Here is a 15,962-nt window from a genome sequence, read left to right on the forward strand (position 1 = left end):
CTGATTTTTTTAGTTAATTGTTTGCATTAAAGCTGACCTTACGAAATTTTTAAAACTTCTTAATATTGTGTTAATATTATGTTGTCCGGGATTTTTTTTACTTTTTTTCAAATCACTTCTTGTTTGATTTTTTAAAATTGCTTTTTTAACGAAATTATTGCACTTTAAATTGTTGTTTATCAGTTGTTTAATGTTTGTTTCTGCTTGCATTTATTAACATATTTGTCTATGGATATTAAAATGTGTTAAATATGAATGTTAAACTTTATGCATTAAGTGTAGGTGTTTTGTTCTTTTCGGGACATACGGTGTATGCACAGAAAACGAAAAATGATACCATCCGGAAAGAAATCGAAGGAGTTATTGTAACAGGGTATCAAAAAAAGACCAAAGATGAAATTGCCCAGGCTCAATCTGTTATTACGGCTGACGAGTTAAAAACCCAAACTCCCGCAACTTCTATAGGTAATATGCTGCAGGGGCGTGCTTCTGGAGTATTTGTACAGGCTAAAAACGGACAACCGGGAGCTGCTGCTGAAATTAATATTCGAGGTATAGCAGGTTTTAGCGGAAGTTCAGAACCTTTATATGTCGTGGATGGTATATATATGACAGCCAGACAATTCAGCGCAGTTAATGGAAATGATATCGAAAGCATGGTAGTGCTTAAAGATGCTGCAGCAACTGCCCAGTATGGCTCAAGAGGAGCAAATGGAGTGATTGTTGTCACTACAAAAAAGGGTAGAAGTGGCAGAACCCAGTATTCATTTGAAAGCAGGCTCGGATTTTCAGAAAAAATTTCTGATAAAGAACTTAATTTCGAAATGATGAATTCTGCCCAAAAACTGCAATATGAAAGAGAAATGAATGCACTCGGGCTTGGTGGGCTGCCGGTTTATACCCCTGCGGATGAAGAAGCTCTTCTGAAGCTAGACCATAACTGGCAAAAAGATATTTTAAGAACTTCTTTTCTTCAGAGTTATCTGCTTTCTGCAAGAGGTGGAGGTGCTAAAAATAAATTCTACTACTCTCTCGGATATGATAAAGATGATGGTATTGTACGTGATATAAATGGTCTTGACAGATATACAGGAAGGTTTAATTTTGAAAATAACCTAAGTGACAGACTAAAAGTAGGATTAGACCTGGGGGCTGCCTACCAGAATACTCAGAATATTCGCGACAGAAATAATACCCAAAGCCCGTTTGGTGCAATGTACAGGTACAATCCGTTTGAGCCGGTATATAATTCTGATGGATCCTACAATATAAAACTGAGAGCAGGATCAAATGTGGTTGAATCATTAAGAAATGTGCCCGATATTGAACAACGATTAAGGGTATCCGGAAATATATTTGGGGAGTATAAATTCAATGACGGATTGTCCTACAGAATGTACTTTAATTCTTTATATGACAATCTGGTAAATACTACAAATGTTAAAAAAGGTTCACAGTTAGATATTACGACCAACGGAGCCAACGGATTAGGCAAACTGACCAAATCAACATTCTACACATTCAATTATATTTATGGAAACCGGTTGGATTTCAGGAAACAGTTGAACGATCACTATGTGGGTGCAACAGGTATTGTAGAGTTTAGCAATGAATTTACAGAAGATATTACAGCAAGTGGTACCAACTATAAAAATCCCAATTCTGATGTACCTTCTAATACAACTCCGTCAGATAAAAATACCTTTACAGGAAATAAGATAAGAAGTACCCTGTTCTCATTATTAGGCCTTTTTGAATATAATTATCAGAAAAAATACTTAGTCACAGCTTCTATTCGTCAGGACAAAAGCTCGAAATTCGGTGCCAATAACAAATCAGGGATTTTCTGGAGCAGCAGTGTAGCATGGAATATCGGCAAGGAAGATTTTCTCAGCCAAAACTTTTTTAATGATCTTAAGCTAAGGGCATCTTATGGGATAACCGGTAATGACAGAAATATACCCAATTATGCCAATATAGGATATGTTGCTTATGGAGATTACGGAACAGGAGGAACAATGATTCCTACAGATGTTATAGGAAATCCTGATATTAAATGGGAAACCAACAGAACAACCAATTTAGGAGTTGATTTTGCATTTCTGAAAAGCAGATTCAGAGGTGCTGCAGAAGTATACCGTTCAGACCGTAAAGATTTTATCCAGCTCCTGCCTATGCCTTATGAATCGGGAAATTATTCTATATACCAAAACCTTGGTAATATGCGTACTGAAGGAATTGAGACAGAATTTACCTTTGATGTCATCAAAAAGGAGAATATAAAACTCTCATTACGAGGCAACGCTTCCTGGCAAAGAGCTAAAATAATTTCTCTTGATGGCATAAATACACGGAGAAATTTAGGTGAAACTTCTTTAATGGTAGGAGAAACACCTTATTTCTACAGGCTGGTAGAATATGCCGGAGTGAATTCTGCTGATGGAAAAGCACTATACTATACAGACAGAACTACACCGGATAAAGGAGAAAATTTTTATTCAGTGAATGGAAGAACAGCCACAGATGTTTACAATGCCACTTTGGATAAAAAAGATATCACAGATAAAAGCCCGCTGCCAAAATTTTTTGGTGGATTCGGGCTAAGCCTTGAAGCTTATGGATTTGACCTTTTCGCAGACTTTTCTTTCAAAACAGGTGCATATACCTATAATTATCAGTCACAAATGTTGCAGAATCCTTCCAACAGAAAAAATAATATGAGTGTAGATGCATTTAATTACTGGAAAAATCCCGGAGATACCGATGTTCTGCCGAAGCCGACAACTTTAGGACTGAGAGCATCTGACCAGTTTCTGGAAAAATCAGATTATCTGAGATTCCGGACCTTGATGATTGGCTATACTTTCAGTAAAAAAAGTCTGGGCAATAAAGTTCCGCTCAACTCATTAAGAATATATGTGCAGGCTCAGAATTTATTAACGTGGACCAGTTTTAAAGGAGATCCGGAGGTAGCAGTAGGATCCGGAGAGAGTCAGCTGCAGGCTGGTCAAACCTATGTGGCAGGTTCATTTGCACAATTTGGTTATCCGGCTGTCAGACAGTTTATGTTCGGTATTCAGGTAGAATTTTAAAATGTAAAAAAAATGAAAAAGTTAATTATATCGGGATTATTCCTTTCTCTGTTGACTGCAGCTTCTTGCGAAAGAGATTTGGATCAGTATTCAAGTAAAAATACATTGTCTGATCAGGCATTTCAAACCTCCTCGGATTACAGATTGGCATTAGACGGAATCTATGATGTCATGAAAGAAACAGGCTATTTCTCAGGCGATAGTGGAAACCAGAATATTATGGCAGATATCACATCTGATAATTTAATTCAGAGCCCTTCAGGCAGATTATCCAATAACAGAGCCTGGATTTTAGAATTTGGTGCCGACGACGGTCAGACCACAGCTCTGTATAGCGCAGCATACCAGGCAATTTCGAGAGCTAATTTTGTTTTGGAAAACCTGGGTAAAGGAATCCTTTCCCCTGCAGATGCCTTGAAAGTTGAGGCAGAAGCAAGAGCCCTAAGAGGAATTATTCATTTTGATCTTGTAAGAGCATATTGCAAAATACCTACTCAGTCTGCGGATGCCAACAGTTCTTTAGGAATAGCATATATGACAACTACCTCCAATAGTCCGGTAACGAGAGATCTGACCGTAGCTCAGGTTTATGATAAAATTATAGGAGATCTGGAGTTTGCAAGAATCAATATTCCACAGACAAATGACACTGCTGCACCATTTACGAAAGGCAGGCTTAATAAAGCTGCAATAGATGGGTTACTCTCAAGAGTGTATCTTTACAGAGGAGATAATACAAAAGCGCTTCAGACAGCGGAAGAATCCATTGCTCTTTCGCCAAGTGTAGGGTCAATTGATAACTTCCCGTCAGTCTGGAACAATACCAATCAGGACGGAACTTTGCTTGAAATACTGAATTCTGATGCAGAAAAGGTTACAGTGGGCGTTTCATATAATCAGATTGTGGGAGGTGCTATCAAATCTGAATTTGTAGTTTATAAAAATTTTTATGATATGTATACCTCTAAAGATATCAGAAAAAGTACCTATTTCCAGGTAAGTTCCTATTCAGGCCAAAGCTATATAAATGTTATAAAATATAATACCAGAGAATCTTTACCAAATGTTGTAAATTACAAATACCTCAGAACGGCAGAAGTTTACCTTAACGGTGCTGAAGCAGCTTATACCTCTAATCCTGCCCGAGCTCTTGCATTGCTTAATATTCTTAGAAAATCAAGGTATTCTGATTATACCCCACTAAACCTTACAGGGATAGCGTTGTGGAATGAAATTCAGAAAGAAAGAAGATTGGAACTCATGGGAGAAGATGACAGATGGTACACCCTCAAGAGATTAGGACTTGGTTTGACGAGACCTGCTCTGGGCGCCTTAAGTACAGGAGGAGGTGCTCCTGCTCCCACACTTAACCTGCCTTCTTCAAGCTACAAATGGCAATGGCCGATTCCATTGGGAGCAATTAATATTAATTCTTCTATTCAGCAAAATGAAGGTTATAAATAAGGACCTATGGTAGTTCGCTGATCAAAAATTAACGGGACTGTACTTTTGCGGACAGTCTCGTTTTTTTTACAAATTCACCATTTTATTTAGGAAATATTATTTTATCCTGATAACTTTTCGGAGTCACTCCTTCCAGTTGTTTAAATACTCTTGTAAAATAGTTCGTATCTGAAAATCCCGTCTGAAAAGCAGTTTCCTTTATGCTGGTCCGGCTTGCCAGCAATTCCTTCGCTTTGCTGATTCTTTCCTGCAAAATGAAATCATTGGGAGATGTTCCCAACTCATCTTTGAACATTTTAAAGAAATTCGACTTACTTACATAAGCCAGCTTGGCAATACTGTCGATCGATAATTTCTGATGCAGGTTTCTTTTAATATAATCTACTGCAAAACCTATCCTGGATTTATTTTTTACAATATTCTTTTCCACCATTCTCCTTGCCTGAGTCTGCATCAGCCTTATCAGAAGTTCTTTCAATGCAAAATCAGCCATGATATCTTTTTGAGAATTATCATCCATGGCAATTCTCATAATATTGTTGGTGGCAGAAGCAAGTGCTTTATTATTAAACAGAAAATACTCATCAAGCTGAATGTTCCATTGGGAAGTTTCATCTACTTTAGGAAGATGGTAATTCAGATAGTTGAGAGAATCCTCAATAAAATCAGGATTAAGGCTTAAAGAAATACATTGGGTAGGAGTTTCATCCGCCTCAGGAAAATCAATCACCATTGTTTCTCCCGGGGCTACCAGAATGCTTTCTCCCGGATAATAATCAAAGTAACTGGTCTTATTATCCAGTTTCATATGTTTTTTACCCCTCAGCATTGCCGTAAATGCAATGTTTTCAAAATGAAGTTTTACATCAAAAGCGGCCTGGTGAGTCTCATAAATGCTGAACTCACAATTGTTTAGATTGAATTTCGTCTGGTTTTCAACAAGACTCAATAGTTGGCTCTCCTTTCGTAATTCAGGAGTGTTTAATAAAATCTTACTATTGTTATTCATTTCTAAATTTTTTTGAAAAAGAGGTAACTCAAATATAGAAAATTTGAGTGTACGTTGCTGTTAATAAAATACTAAAATTGAACCTCTTGCACTATTTTCCACTTTTTTTATACGATTGTGCTATACTCTTTCTGGCTTCTCAGTGTAATTTGGCGTTATCGAAAAATAAAAACAATACTAATATGAGCACTATTACAGAACCAAGATCAACAACGCTTTTACAGCGCCCGGAGTTTAAAAACAGATACGATAATTATATTGACGGGAAATTCACTCCACCCGTTAAAGGACAGTATTTTGACGTGGTTTCCCCGGTAGATGGCAAAAATTTCACCCAGGTAGCACACTCGTCCAAAGAAGACCTGGAACTGGCTGTAGATGCAGCTGAAAAAGCATTTCAAACATGGAAAAATACTTCTTCTACAGAAAGAAGCATCATCCTGAACAAAATTGCAGACAGGATGGAACAGAACCTGGAATACCTTGCTACAGTAGAAACAATAGATAACGGAAAAGCTGTAAGAGAAACACTGGCAGCAGATCTACCTTTAGCTATTGATCATTTCAGATACTTTGCATCTGTGATCCGCGCTGAAGAAGGATCTCATAACGAACTGGACAAAGATACCGTGTCCCTCATCGTGCATGAACCTCTTGGAGTGATTGCACAGATCATCCCATGGAATTTCCCGATCCTGATGGCAGTATGGAAACTGGCTCCCGCATTGGCTGCAGGAAACTGCGTCGTGTTGAAACCGGCAGAAAGTACACCTGTTTCTATTATGGTTTTAATGGAATTGATCGGTGATCTTTTACCGGCAGGAGTTATTAATATTGTTAACGGATTTGGAGCAGAACTTGGAAGGGCGCTCGTTACCAATCCGAAAGTTGCCAAAGCAGCATTTACAGGATCTACTGCAACAGGACGTCTGGTAATGCAGTACGCTACAGAAAATATTATTCCGGTAACGTTGGAATTGGGAGGAAAATCACCCAATGTTTTCTTCAATTCTGTAATGGATGCAGATGATGAATTTTTAGATAAAGCCATAGAAGGAGCTGTTCTTTTTGCCCTTAACCAGGGAGAAATCTGCACATGTCCTTCAAGATTACTGGTTCAGGAAGGAATTGCAGATGCCTTTATTGAAAGAGTAATCGAAAGAGTAAAAGCTATTAAAGTAGGAAATCCTTTGGATAAAACCGTAATGATGGGAGCGCAGGCTTCGCAGATCCAGAAAGATAAAATCCTTTCCTATATCCAGTTGGGAATAGATGAAGGAGCAGAAATATTGGTGGGTGGAGATGTCAATCACCTGGGAGAAGATCTTGAAGACGGCTACTACATTCAGCCTACCATTTTCAAAGGAAACAACAGAATGAGAATTTTCCAGGAAGAAATTTTCGGGCCTGTGCTGGCATTTACCACTTTCAAAGATGAAGAAGAGGCCGTGAAAATTGCCAATGATACGATCTACGGACTGGGAGCAGGTGTATGGACCAGAGATGCCCACCAGCTGTACAATATTCCAAGACAGATTGAAGCAGGTAGAGTATGGGTAAACCAATATCACTCTTATCCGGCAGGAGCTCCTTTCGGAGGTTACAAACAATCAGGAATAGGAAGAGAGAATCATAAAATGATGCTCGACCATTACCGCCAAACCAAAAACATGCTGATTTCTTATAACAAGAATAAGCTAGGTTTCTTTTAATATTATTATTTAGGACGTGCCCGATTGCCTTGGCTTTATCCAGGGCAAAACGGTCGGGCTATCCAGGGCTGCACTTCGTTTCGGTGCTCCATTGCATTGCGCACCGGCTCGTTCCTCGCCGCCCTTCCTATCCCTCACGCAGGGAAATTTACCTGTTCAGAAGCAGAGATAAAAACTGATAACCTTAAATAACTCAATCCAAAAAAGAAAATATGATTCCAAAAACAATGAAAGCGGCAGTAGTTCAGGGCTACGGCCAACCTTTGAAAATAGAAGAAGTACCTGTAAGAGAACCCGGAAGATATGAAGTCCTGGTTAAAGTCATCGCCTGTGGAGTCTGTCATACAGATTTACATGCTGTGGATGGCGACTGGCCTGCCAAACCTAAGATGCCGCTTATCCCCGGACACGAAGGAGTAGGGATCGTGGTAGCCTGCGGACCGGAAGCTTTTGTGAAAGAAGGAGATGCGGTAGGAGTTCCATGGCTGTACAGTGCTTGCGGATGCTGCGATTATTGCATTACAGGATGGGAAACCCTTTGTGAAGCACAGAAAAACGGAGGGTATAGTGTAGATGGCGGATTTGCAGAATACGTCATTGCAGACTCAAGATATGTGGGACATTTGAAATCTGATGTTAACTTTTTGGAAATTGCCCCAATTTTATGTGCCGGAGTCACAGTTTACAAAGGATTAAAAGAAACAGAAACAAAACCCGGCGAATGGGTAGCCATTTCAGGAATCGGTGGACTGGGACATGTAGCAGTTCAATATGCAAAAGCTATGGGAATGCATGTTGCTGCTATTGATGTAGCAGATGATAAGCTTGAACTGGCGAAAAAATTAGGTGCAGACCTTGTAGTCAATGCAAAAAACACAGATCCTGGAGAATATTTGCATAAAGAAGTCGGCGGAATGCATGGTGCATTGATTACTGCGGTTTCACCTATCGCTTTCAAACAGGGAATAGATGTACTGAGAAGAAAAGGTACCATTGCTCTGAATGGCCTGCCTCCCGGCTCTTTTGAACTCCCTATTTTTGAAACGGTTTTGAAAAGGATCACCGTGAGAGGTTCTATTGTAGGAACCAGAAAAGACTTGCAGGAAGCATTGGATTTTGCCAATGAAGGACTGGTAAAAGCCACCGTTACTCCTGCAAAACTGGAAGATATCAATGATGTATTCGATAAAATGAAAAAAGGACAGATTGACGGCAGAATCGTTCTGGATATTGCCGGCTCAAATTAATTTGATGATGTATAGATGATCCCGGTTAATTTATTGTACCGGGATCTTTTGTCAATATAAGGTTTACATTAAATCAAAATAAAAACAATGGAAACAAAAAGATCAAGACTTTCCGCTACGGAGCAGGCACTTGAAGTAATTGACAAGCTGGAAGATCAATACGGCCCCCTGATGTTTTACCAGGCAGGAGGATGTTGTGAGGGTACACAGCCGCAATGTTTTGAAAAAGGAGGCTTCTTTCCCAGAATGAATGATGCCATGATAGGAACCATTAACGGACATGAGTTCTGGATAGACCGCGATTTGTTTGAATACTGGAAATATTCACATTTTACCCTTGATGTTACAGAAGGTTTCGGACCCGGTGGGTTTTCACTGGAAACTCCCTTGGGAAAAACATTTAAAGTTCATTACAGGCTTTTCACTCCTGAAGAATATGAAAACCTCGAACCGGTAAAACGTAGTGAATAGTGTACTTTAACAAAAAAGTCAGACCTTGACAAACCGGTTGACAAACATAGCCGCCACAATATCTCCCACAGCGTTCAGAACGGTAGCCAACGGATCTACCAATGTCCCGATGATCATTACGGCAGGAATCGCTTCCTGGGGTAGTTTATAAACAGAAATCATCAGCATTTCCCCAATATACCCGCCGTTAGGAATTCCTCCCGCTACAATACTCACAAAAACAGTAATCCCCAAAGCTAAAAGAAGATTGGCAGGATCAAAAAAATCTTTCCCAATAATTAAGAATGCCACGTAGATCTTGATAATAGATGACATGGAAGATCCGTTTTTATGCAGTGTCGTTCCAATAGGAATCACCAGATTGGCAATAGAATTCGGAATCCCGATTTTGGAAGCCGCCTGTAAATTAGCAGGCATTGTTGCAAAACTGCTGCAAGTGCTTATGGCGGTTAAAGTAGGGTAGATGGCATTGGTCCAGAAACTTTTGACTCCATTTTGTCCATTCGCCATAAACGCATAGATAGAAAAGAACACAAGGAAATAAATAACTCCTGCAATATAATATAACCCTAAAGGTTTAGCATAAAATCCAAAAAGTTGTGGCCCTAAAGTAGCGACCTGATAAGCAAAATAAGCGCCCAGACCAATAGGAGCAAGCTTCATCACCAGCAGAAGAAGTTCTTTCATCACTTCATATCCTGAAGCGATAAACACTCTGAAAGGCTGTCCTTTTTCTCCTGTTTTTCTGGCTGCAAACCCTGTCAGGAAAGCAAATACCAGAAGAGCCAGCATATTCCTTCTTGAGAAAAGCTCTGTGAATTCTCCCACGGTAAAGAAACTTACAATTCTGTTGCCCCATGTATCCTCATTGGCTGCTTCAGAAATAATCTCAGAACTTCCAGAAACCCCTGAAACCGGAAAAAGGTAGACCGCACAAATTGTGAAAACAGCTGCTGTGAGAATAAAAAATAAGAAAGTAAGGGCCATTACAAGGATGATCTTTCCAAATTTAGATTGCTGCTCCAGAGAGGCAATAGAATTGGAAACCGCAAAAAATACCAGAGGAACCACACTCACAAAAAGAAGATTCAGAAAAATATCTCCCAAAGGTTTAATGTATTCCACAAAACCGGGTGCAACAATTCCTATGATGCTTCCAACAATAATTCCTAAAAGTAAAAATATGATTCCGGAGTAGTTTTTCAATACATCTTTCATGTATGGCTTTTTATCAAAGATAGGTTTATTTTTAACATTCTGTTATACAATTTTCAGACCTAAAATTCATAAATTTGAGTAAACCTCATTTCTATGGCTTATATAGATTATTATAAAATTTTAGGCGTAGATAAAAACGCAACACAGGATGATATCAAAAAAGCCTACCGGAAATTGGCAAGAAAACATCATCCCGATCTCAACCCCGGAGACAAAGAAGCAGAAAAGAAATTCAAAGAACTGAATGAAGCGAACGAAGTGCTGAGTAATCCGGAAAACAGATCAAAATATGACAAGTACGGAGAACACTGGAAGCACGGCGAAGAATACGAAAAAGCCCAGCAGCAACAGCAAAGACAGTATCAACAACAAAGTTATAACGGAGGTTATTCCGGTGCAGACTTTGGTGGAGGTGAAAATTTCTCAGATTTCTTCCAGGATATGTTTGGCGGTGCAGGCGGTGGATTTGGCAGAAGTTCCAGAGGAAGAGCCTCTGGCAAGTTCAAAGGACAGGATATTCATGCTGAACTGAACTTAAATTTAAGGGACGCCGCAACTACTCATCCGCAAACTTTTGAAATCAATGGTAAAAAAGTAAGAATCACGATTCCTGCAGGAGTATATGACGGGCAGCAGATCAAGTTAAAAGGACATGGAAATCCAGGCGTAAATGGAGGACCCAATGGAGATTTATACATTACCTTCAATATCCCGGCTGATCCGGATTTTGAAAGAATCGGCGATGATCTGAAAACCAAAGTCACCATTGATTTGTATACTGCCGTTCTGGGCGGAGAAGTAAAAGTACATACGCTCCATGGAAGTGTAAACCTTAAAGTGAAACCGGAAACCCAAACCGGAATGACGGTAAGACTTAAAGGAAAAGGTTTTCCAGTCTATAAAAAAGAAGGAGAACACGGAGATCTTTTTGTAACCTATGAAGTGAAACTGCCAACCAACCTTACCGAAAAGCAGAAAGAACTTTTTGAACAACTAAAAAATTCCTAAGCTATGAGTGAAAGAATATCACGGGAAGAACTCGTAAAAATCTATAATATAGAAATTACTTTTTTTGATGAACTTGTAGATTACGGGCTGCTGAATATTCAGATTGAAAACAATATTCATTATCTGATGTATGAAGATCTGCCTGACCTGGAAAAATTTGCCAACTGGCATTATGATCTCGAAATTAACCTGCCCGGCCTTGAAGTGATTCATAATATGCTGAAAAAACTGGATGCGCTGAACCGCAGAAACAGAGAACTCATGAATAAACTTTCTGCTATAAGTGATCAATATGAAGATATTTAGTTTAGTTTTGTAGCTTTTTAAAGCAAACTCTATAATTATGAATGAAGAAAAGGTGATTACACTAAAGCCGGACAGGAAGATTTTTGAAGATATTTATTTTAGCGGTAATCAGGGAAGTCTGCTTTTTTCACCCACTACAAAAAGTAAAACGATTGCCACCATTGCAGCAGCAGTAGTTGTTTTTATTGTTTTTCTTTTCAAAGATCTTTTAAGTAAAGAAAGTGTAGGGATTTTATACTTTTTAAGCTTTATATTTCTGCTTTGTGCTGTTTTTTTATCCGTAAGTGTTAATAAAGTTTCAAGATGGAAAAAACAGGTGAATCATTATTTAAGCGGGCTTGAAAGATGTAAAGTATATGAAATCAGGTTGGATAAGAACTTTTTCACCGTCAATATTGACGGCGATAAAGAAACCAGCGAATGGAAGGATTTTGAATATTTCGACAGCACTCATGAATTTATTTCTCTGGAAGGAAAATACAGCTATATGTTTCCCAGAAAATCAATGAATGAGAAAGAATACAGCTTTCTCAAAAATACATTGAAAGAGAAAGTTAAAACCGATTAATAAAAACAAAAACGGAGCAAAATTTTGCTCCGTTTTTTATGATTAACCAATTAGTCTTTTTGAATTCTAACTAATTTGTTTATTTGCTTTCTTCCAGCCATCCCATTTCCTTCATCCACTCGTCATTGTAGATTTTTCCTACATATCTTGAGCCATGGTCATGAAGTAAAACAACAATGACATCATCTTTTGTGAACTGATCTTTCATCTGAATCAAAGATGCAATAGCACTTCCGGCAGAATATCCACAGAAAATACCTTCCTCTTTCGCCAGTTTTCTGGCATAGATAGCACCGTCTTTATCCGTTACTTTTTCAAAATGATCAATTACAGACATATCATAGTTTTCAGGAATGATATCTTCCCCGATTCCTTCTGTGATATAAGTGTAAGCGTGATCATAATGAAGCTCACCTGTTTCGTGGAATTCTTTCAGAATAGAGCCATAAGTATCCACTCCGATTACTTTGATGTCCGGATTTTTTTCTTTGAAAAATGTTCCGCACCCGGTGATTGTACCTCCTGTTCCGGCTCCTACTACAAAATGAGTCAGTTTTCCTTCTGTCTGTTCCCAGATTTCCGGAGCGGTAGATTCGTAGTGAGCAGCTCTGTTGGACAGGTTATCATATTGGTTGACATACCATCCGTTTTCCGTTTCTTTTGCCAGTCTTTTGGAAACTGAATAATAAGAACGCGGATCGGTAGGTTTTACGTCGGTAGGGCAAACAATTACTTCAGCCCCTACAGCACGAAGAATGTCACATTTTTCCTTTGACTGTTTTGAATTGGTTACAAAGATACATTTGTACCCTTTGATGATGGCTGCCAAAGCCAGTCCCATTCCTGTATTTCCGGAAGTTCCTTCAATAATGGTTCCTCCAGGTTTTAATCTGCCGTCTTTTTCGGCATCCTCTATCATTTTAAGAGCCATTCTGTCCTTTACGGAGTTTCCGGGATTGAAGGTCTCTACTTTTGCTAATACCAATGCCGGAAAATCTTCACCTAATACTTTGTTAAGCTTTACCAGCGGTGTGTTACCTATCGTTTCAAGGATATTTTTTGCGTATTTCATAAATGTTTTATAAGCGGCACAAAGATAAGGCTTTTAAAATTATCTGTGCTGTGGATAACGTGTGGATAAGTTGTGGATAACACTGAAATCAACTGATACACAATCAATAACTTTCAATTATCAATTATCAATTATCAATTATCAATTATCAGGTTAGTTGTACTTAATCGCTTTCACCGGAGAAATCTTACTGATCAGGTAGCTCGGAATAATCAAAGCCAGTCCTGAGATAATAAGAATTCCTACTGAGATGGAGACAATAGCAATAGGGTTAAGATCTACCGGAACGGTGCTTACATAATAATTTTCAGGATTCAGCTTGATAACTCCAAAGAATTTCTGGATTAAAATCAATCCCAATCCGATAGCATTTCCGTACAAAAGCCCTGGAATCATAATAATCAGGGTATAATTGATAAAGGTAGCTCTTATCTGTGAATTGCTTGCGCCTAATGTTTTGAGAAGACCAATAGAATTGGTTCTTTCGATAATAAGGATCAGCAAAACCATAATGATATTGATGACCACTACGATAAGCATAATAATAATGATCAAAGCAATATTGGTATCAAAAATACTGATCCAGTCTGTAATCTGCGGGAATTTTTCTGTCGCTTTCTCAGCATAATTTTTATACCCGATCAGTTTCTCAATGTCAGGAAAATCTTTGTCGATATCATTCACATTCTTCAGGAAGATATCGATTCCGCCAATTTCATCAGGTTTCATATCCTGAATTTTTCTGGCATGATTGATACCGCCGATAACGAATTGCTCGTCAATGAGCTTGATATCCGTTCTGTAAATTCCGATAACTCTGAACTTACGGTAAAGCGGTTTCTGATCAGCTTTTAAAAATACGGTTACAATGCTGTCATTCAATTTAAGATGAAGGTCATTGGCTACTTTCTGAGAAATCGCTACATCACTATTGAATCCTTTTTCTGTTACCTTCGGAGTTGTTCCGGCTATAAGGAATTTTTTAAATCTTAAACTATCAAAATCCTTACCGATTCCTTTAAATATAATGCCTGCGAAATTGTGCTCATTACGCATAATTCCGGTAACTGTTACATATTTTTGAGTGCTTTCCACATCGGGAAGTTCTTTTATCTTGGCAATATTCAGTCCCTGATTGTCCAGTACAGAAGTATTGTATGAAGAATTGGATCTTGTGGATCTTACGGTAATATGTCCGCTGAAATCAGCCAGCCTTTCTTTGATAGCTTTTTTTGAACCAAAACCGGTGGCTACGGTAATGAGGGAAACAATAATTCCCAATGCTACGGAAAGCCTGCCAATGAAGATGATAACCCTTGAAAGGTTATTTTTGTTATCTTTGGAAAATGCTATTTTTCTAGAGAAATATAAAGGAAATTTCAAGCTTATGAATTTAGATTTCAAAATTAAAAATTTACTTCTGATTTGCCTAATTTTTTTAGGAGTATTCAACCAATATTATTCTCAGACTCAAGTTCAACCGGATTTTAAAACGGGTGCCGACCAGCCTGAAATTTACTTGCCGCTGTTAAAAAATAAAACAATAGGGGTGGTAACCAATCAGACAGGTTTAATGAGTGATAAAACCCACCTGGTTGATTTTCTTGTAAAAAACGGAATTAAAATCAAGTCTATTTTCGCTCCTGAACATGGTTTCAGAGGAGATGCAGATGCAGGTGCAAAAGTGAAGAACGGAGTAGATGTGAAGACCGGAATTCCCATTGTTTCACTATATGGAAATAATAAAAAACCAAAGCCGGAACAGCTTTCCGGAATTGATGTAGTTGTTTTTGATATTCAGGATGTTGGAGTGAGGTTTTACACGTATATTTCCACTTTGTCTTACCTGATGGAGGCCGGCGCTGAAAACAATGTGGAGATCATGGTTTTAGATCGTCCCAATCCGCATGACGGATATACCGACGGTCCTGTATTGAGGAAAAAATGGGCAAGTTTTGTCGGACTTCACGAAGTTCCTGTAGTATATGGACTGACAATAGGAGAGTATGGAAAGATGGTAAACGGAGAGAAATGGCTTAAAAATCAAGTACAGGCGAAATATACGCTTGTTCCGATGAAGAATTATCATAAAAAACAGCGTTACCCAATACTTGATAAACCTTCTCCTAATTTACCCAATGATAAAGCGATTAATTTATATCCAAGCCTTTGCTTTTTTGAAGGTACTCAGGTTTCTGTAGGAAGAGGAACAGATCTTCCTTTCCAGATTTATGGTTCTCCATGGACGGAAAACCTGCCCTATCAGTTTACGCCGAAACCAAGCTATGGTGCCAAAGATCCTTTCCTGAACGGGAAGCTGTGTTATGGTGAAAACCTTTCCAGTTATCCTAAAGATTTAAGAGAACTGAATCTTGAATGGGTAATCAAAGCCTATCAGAATTATAAAAATCCACAGCAGGATTTCTTCCTGAAAAATCTGTGGTTTGATACTTTATCCGGAACTGATGAATTGAGAAAACAGATCATCGCAGGAAAATCAATTCCGGAAATTAAAGCTTCATGGAAAAAAGATCTGGAAAGTTTCGAAAAGATCAGAACCAGATATGTGGTGTACGAAGATTAATTAATCAAAATTTTGGGGCGGATTTTTATCATTTCTGCCCTTATTTAATATAAATAGTCCGATAGTTAATCCAACAACTCCTGCAAAAGCCGTCATTAAGGCTCTCTGTAATTTGTCAGGTAAATCATTCCCGATATAATTCATTAAAAAAAGAATCACAAAAGTGATGACTGAAATGATAATATGATTTCTTCCGAATGGTTTCATTGTA

The 15,962-nt window shown here is 38.4% G+C and carries 14 protein-coding genes; 9 read left to right on the forward strand and 5 right to left on the reverse strand.

Annotated features, from left to right (window positions below):
• Positions 1-251: 251 nt before the first annotated feature.
• A complete protein-coding gene (locus AB1278_RS06730; protein WP_429813200.1) occupies positions 252-3,092 on the forward strand; it encodes a SusC/RagA family TonB-linked outer membrane protein in 2,841 nt (946 codons plus the stop codon).
• Positions 3,093-3,104: 12 nt separating this feature from the next.
• Complete coding sequence (locus AB1278_RS06735) at positions 3,105-4,556, forward strand: RagB/SusD family nutrient uptake outer membrane protein (RefSeq protein WP_429813203.1); 1,452 nt, start codon at positions 3,105-3,107, stop codon at positions 4,554-4,556.
• A gap of 82 nt (positions 4,557-4,638) precedes the next feature.
• Here AB1278_RS06735 and AB1278_RS06740 read toward each other — a convergent pair whose 3' ends face one another.
• Positions 4,639-5,565 (reverse strand): AraC family transcriptional regulator, encoded by a 927-nt coding sequence (locus AB1278_RS06740; RefSeq protein WP_202838899.1) that lies wholly within the window; start codon positions 5,563-5,565, stop codon positions 4,639-4,641.
• Between the two features lie 182 nt (positions 5,566-5,747).
• Between AB1278_RS06740 and AB1278_RS06745 the strand changes: the two genes are divergently transcribed.
• The 3 genes from AB1278_RS06745 to AB1278_RS06755 all read left to right on the forward strand — a co-directional run bounded on the left by AB1278_RS06745 (position 5,748) and on the right by AB1278_RS06755 (position 8,995).
• Positions 5,748-7,277, forward strand: a complete 1,530-nt coding sequence (locus AB1278_RS06745) for an aldehyde dehydrogenase family protein (protein WP_343643752.1) — start codon at positions 5,748-5,750, stop codon at positions 7,275-7,277.
• 212 nt (positions 7,278-7,489) lie between these two features.
• A complete protein-coding gene (gene adhP, locus AB1278_RS06750) occupies positions 7,490-8,524 on the forward strand; it encodes an alcohol dehydrogenase AdhP (protein ID WP_110010178.1) in 1,035 nt (344 codons plus the stop codon).
• An 87-nt stretch (positions 8,525-8,611) separates the two neighbouring features.
• Positions 8,612-8,995, forward strand: coding sequence for a DUF779 domain-containing protein (locus tag AB1278_RS06755; protein WP_202838901.1), 384 nt, complete (start codon positions 8,612-8,614; stop codon positions 8,993-8,995).
• 18 nt (positions 8,996-9,013) lie between these two features.
• On the opposite strand, the gene AB1278_RS06760 is transcribed toward AB1278_RS06755, so the two are convergent.
• On the reverse strand, positions 9,014-10,213 hold the full coding sequence (locus AB1278_RS06760; RefSeq protein WP_137905907.1) for a dicarboxylate/amino acid:cation symporter: 1,200 nt from the start codon (positions 10,211-10,213) through the stop codon (positions 9,014-9,016).
• Between the two features lie 93 nt (positions 10,214-10,306).
• On the opposite strand from AB1278_RS06760, the gene AB1278_RS06765 reads away from it, so the two are divergent.
• Genes AB1278_RS06765 through AB1278_RS06775 form a run of 3 tightly spaced genes read left to right on the forward strand, consistent with a single transcriptional unit; the run spans position 10,307 to position 12,095 of the window.
• Positions 10,307-11,221 (forward strand): DnaJ C-terminal domain-containing protein, encoded by a 915-nt coding sequence (locus AB1278_RS06765; protein ID WP_429813209.1) that lies wholly within the window; start codon positions 10,307-10,309, stop codon positions 11,219-11,221.
• Between the two features lie 3 nt (positions 11,222-11,224).
• Entirely contained in the window at positions 11,225-11,527 is a 303-nt protein-coding gene (locus AB1278_RS06770) for a chaperone modulator CbpM (RefSeq protein ID WP_079242769.1), read from the forward strand.
• Positions 11,528-11,564: 37 nt separating this feature from the next.
• Positions 11,565-12,095 carry a hypothetical protein gene (locus tag AB1278_RS06775; RefSeq protein WP_110010174.1) on the forward strand — a complete coding sequence of 177 codons (531 nt, stop codon included), beginning with the start codon at positions 11,565-11,567 and terminating at the stop codon, positions 12,093-12,095.
• Positions 12,096-12,174: 79 nt separating this feature from the next.
• Here the strand turns inward: AB1278_RS06775 and AB1278_RS06780 are convergent, their stop codons facing one another.
• Together AB1278_RS06780 and AB1278_RS06785 are read right to left on the reverse strand one after the other, a co-directional pair.
• Positions 12,175-13,167, reverse strand: a complete 993-nt coding sequence (locus tag AB1278_RS06780; protein ID WP_202838904.1) for a PLP-dependent cysteine synthase family protein — start codon at positions 13,165-13,167, stop codon at positions 12,175-12,177.
• A 153-nt stretch (positions 13,168-13,320) separates the two neighbouring features.
• Positions 13,321-14,550, reverse strand: a complete 1,230-nt coding sequence (locus AB1278_RS06785; RefSeq protein ID WP_110010172.1) for an ABC transporter permease — start codon at positions 14,548-14,550, stop codon at positions 13,321-13,323.
• Between the two features lie 4 nt (positions 14,551-14,554).
• Here AB1278_RS06785 and AB1278_RS06790 point away from each other — a divergent pair, with 4 nt between their 5' ends.
• Positions 14,555-15,751, forward strand: coding sequence for an exo-beta-N-acetylmuramidase NamZ family protein (locus AB1278_RS06790; protein WP_202838905.1), 1,197 nt, complete (start codon positions 14,555-14,557; stop codon positions 15,749-15,751).
• Here AB1278_RS06790 and AB1278_RS06795 read toward each other — a convergent pair whose 3' ends face one another.
• On the reverse strand, positions 15,752-15,958 hold the full coding sequence (locus AB1278_RS06795; protein WP_089690129.1) for a hypothetical protein: 207 nt from the start codon (positions 15,956-15,958) through the stop codon (positions 15,752-15,754).
• Positions 15,959-15,962: the final 4 nt, after the last annotated feature.

Origin of the sequence: Chryseobacterium sp. NRRL B-14798, assembly GCF_050470705.1 — a bacterium.
GTDB lineage: Bacteria > Bacteroidota > Bacteroidia > Flavobacteriales > Weeksellaceae > Chryseobacterium > Chryseobacterium cupriresistens.

What these genes read in the sequence shown, in the direction of transcription:
- AB1278_RS06730 (WP_429813200.1), top strand. Translation starts at nt 252, where the DNA reads ATGAATGTTAAACTTTATGCATTAAGTGTAGGTGTTTTGTTCTTTTCG.
- AB1278_RS06735 (WP_429813203.1), top strand. Translation starts at nt 3,105, where the DNA reads ATGAAAAAGTTAATTATATCGGGATTATTCCTTTCTCTGTTGACTGCA.
- AB1278_RS06740 (WP_202838899.1), bottom strand. Translation starts at nt 5,565, where the DNA reads ATGAATAACAATAGTAAGATTTTATTAAACACTCCTGAATTACGAAAG.
- AB1278_RS06745 (WP_343643752.1), top strand. Translation starts at nt 5,748, where the DNA reads ATGAGCACTATTACAGAACCAAGATCAACAACGCTTTTACAGCGCCCG.
- adhP (WP_110010178.1), top strand. Translation starts at nt 7,490, where the DNA reads ATGATTCCAAAAACAATGAAAGCGGCAGTAGTTCAGGGCTACGGCCAA.
- AB1278_RS06755 (WP_202838901.1), top strand. Translation starts at nt 8,612, where the DNA reads ATGGAAACAAAAAGATCAAGACTTTCCGCTACGGAGCAGGCACTTGAA.
- AB1278_RS06760 (WP_137905907.1), bottom strand. Translation starts at nt 10,213, where the DNA reads ATGAAAGATGTATTGAAAAACTACTCCGGAATCATATTTTTACTTTTA.
- AB1278_RS06765 (WP_429813209.1), top strand. Translation starts at nt 10,307, where the DNA reads ATGGCTTATATAGATTATTATAAAATTTTAGGCGTAGATAAAAACGCA.
- AB1278_RS06770 (WP_079242769.1), top strand. Translation starts at nt 11,225, where the DNA reads ATGAGTGAAAGAATATCACGGGAAGAACTCGTAAAAATCTATAATATA.
- AB1278_RS06775 (WP_110010174.1), top strand. Translation starts at nt 11,565, where the DNA reads ATGAATGAAGAAAAGGTGATTACACTAAAGCCGGACAGGAAGATTTTT.
- AB1278_RS06780 (WP_202838904.1), bottom strand. Translation starts at nt 13,167, where the DNA reads ATGAAATACGCAAAAAATATCCTTGAAACGATAGGTAACACACCGCTG.
- AB1278_RS06790 (WP_202838905.1), top strand. Translation starts at nt 14,555, where the DNA reads ATGAATTTAGATTTCAAAATTAAAAATTTACTTCTGATTTGCCTAATT.
- AB1278_RS06795 (WP_089690129.1), bottom strand. Translation starts at nt 15,958, where the DNA reads ATGAAACCATTCGGAAGAAATCATATTATCATTTCAGTCATCACTTTT.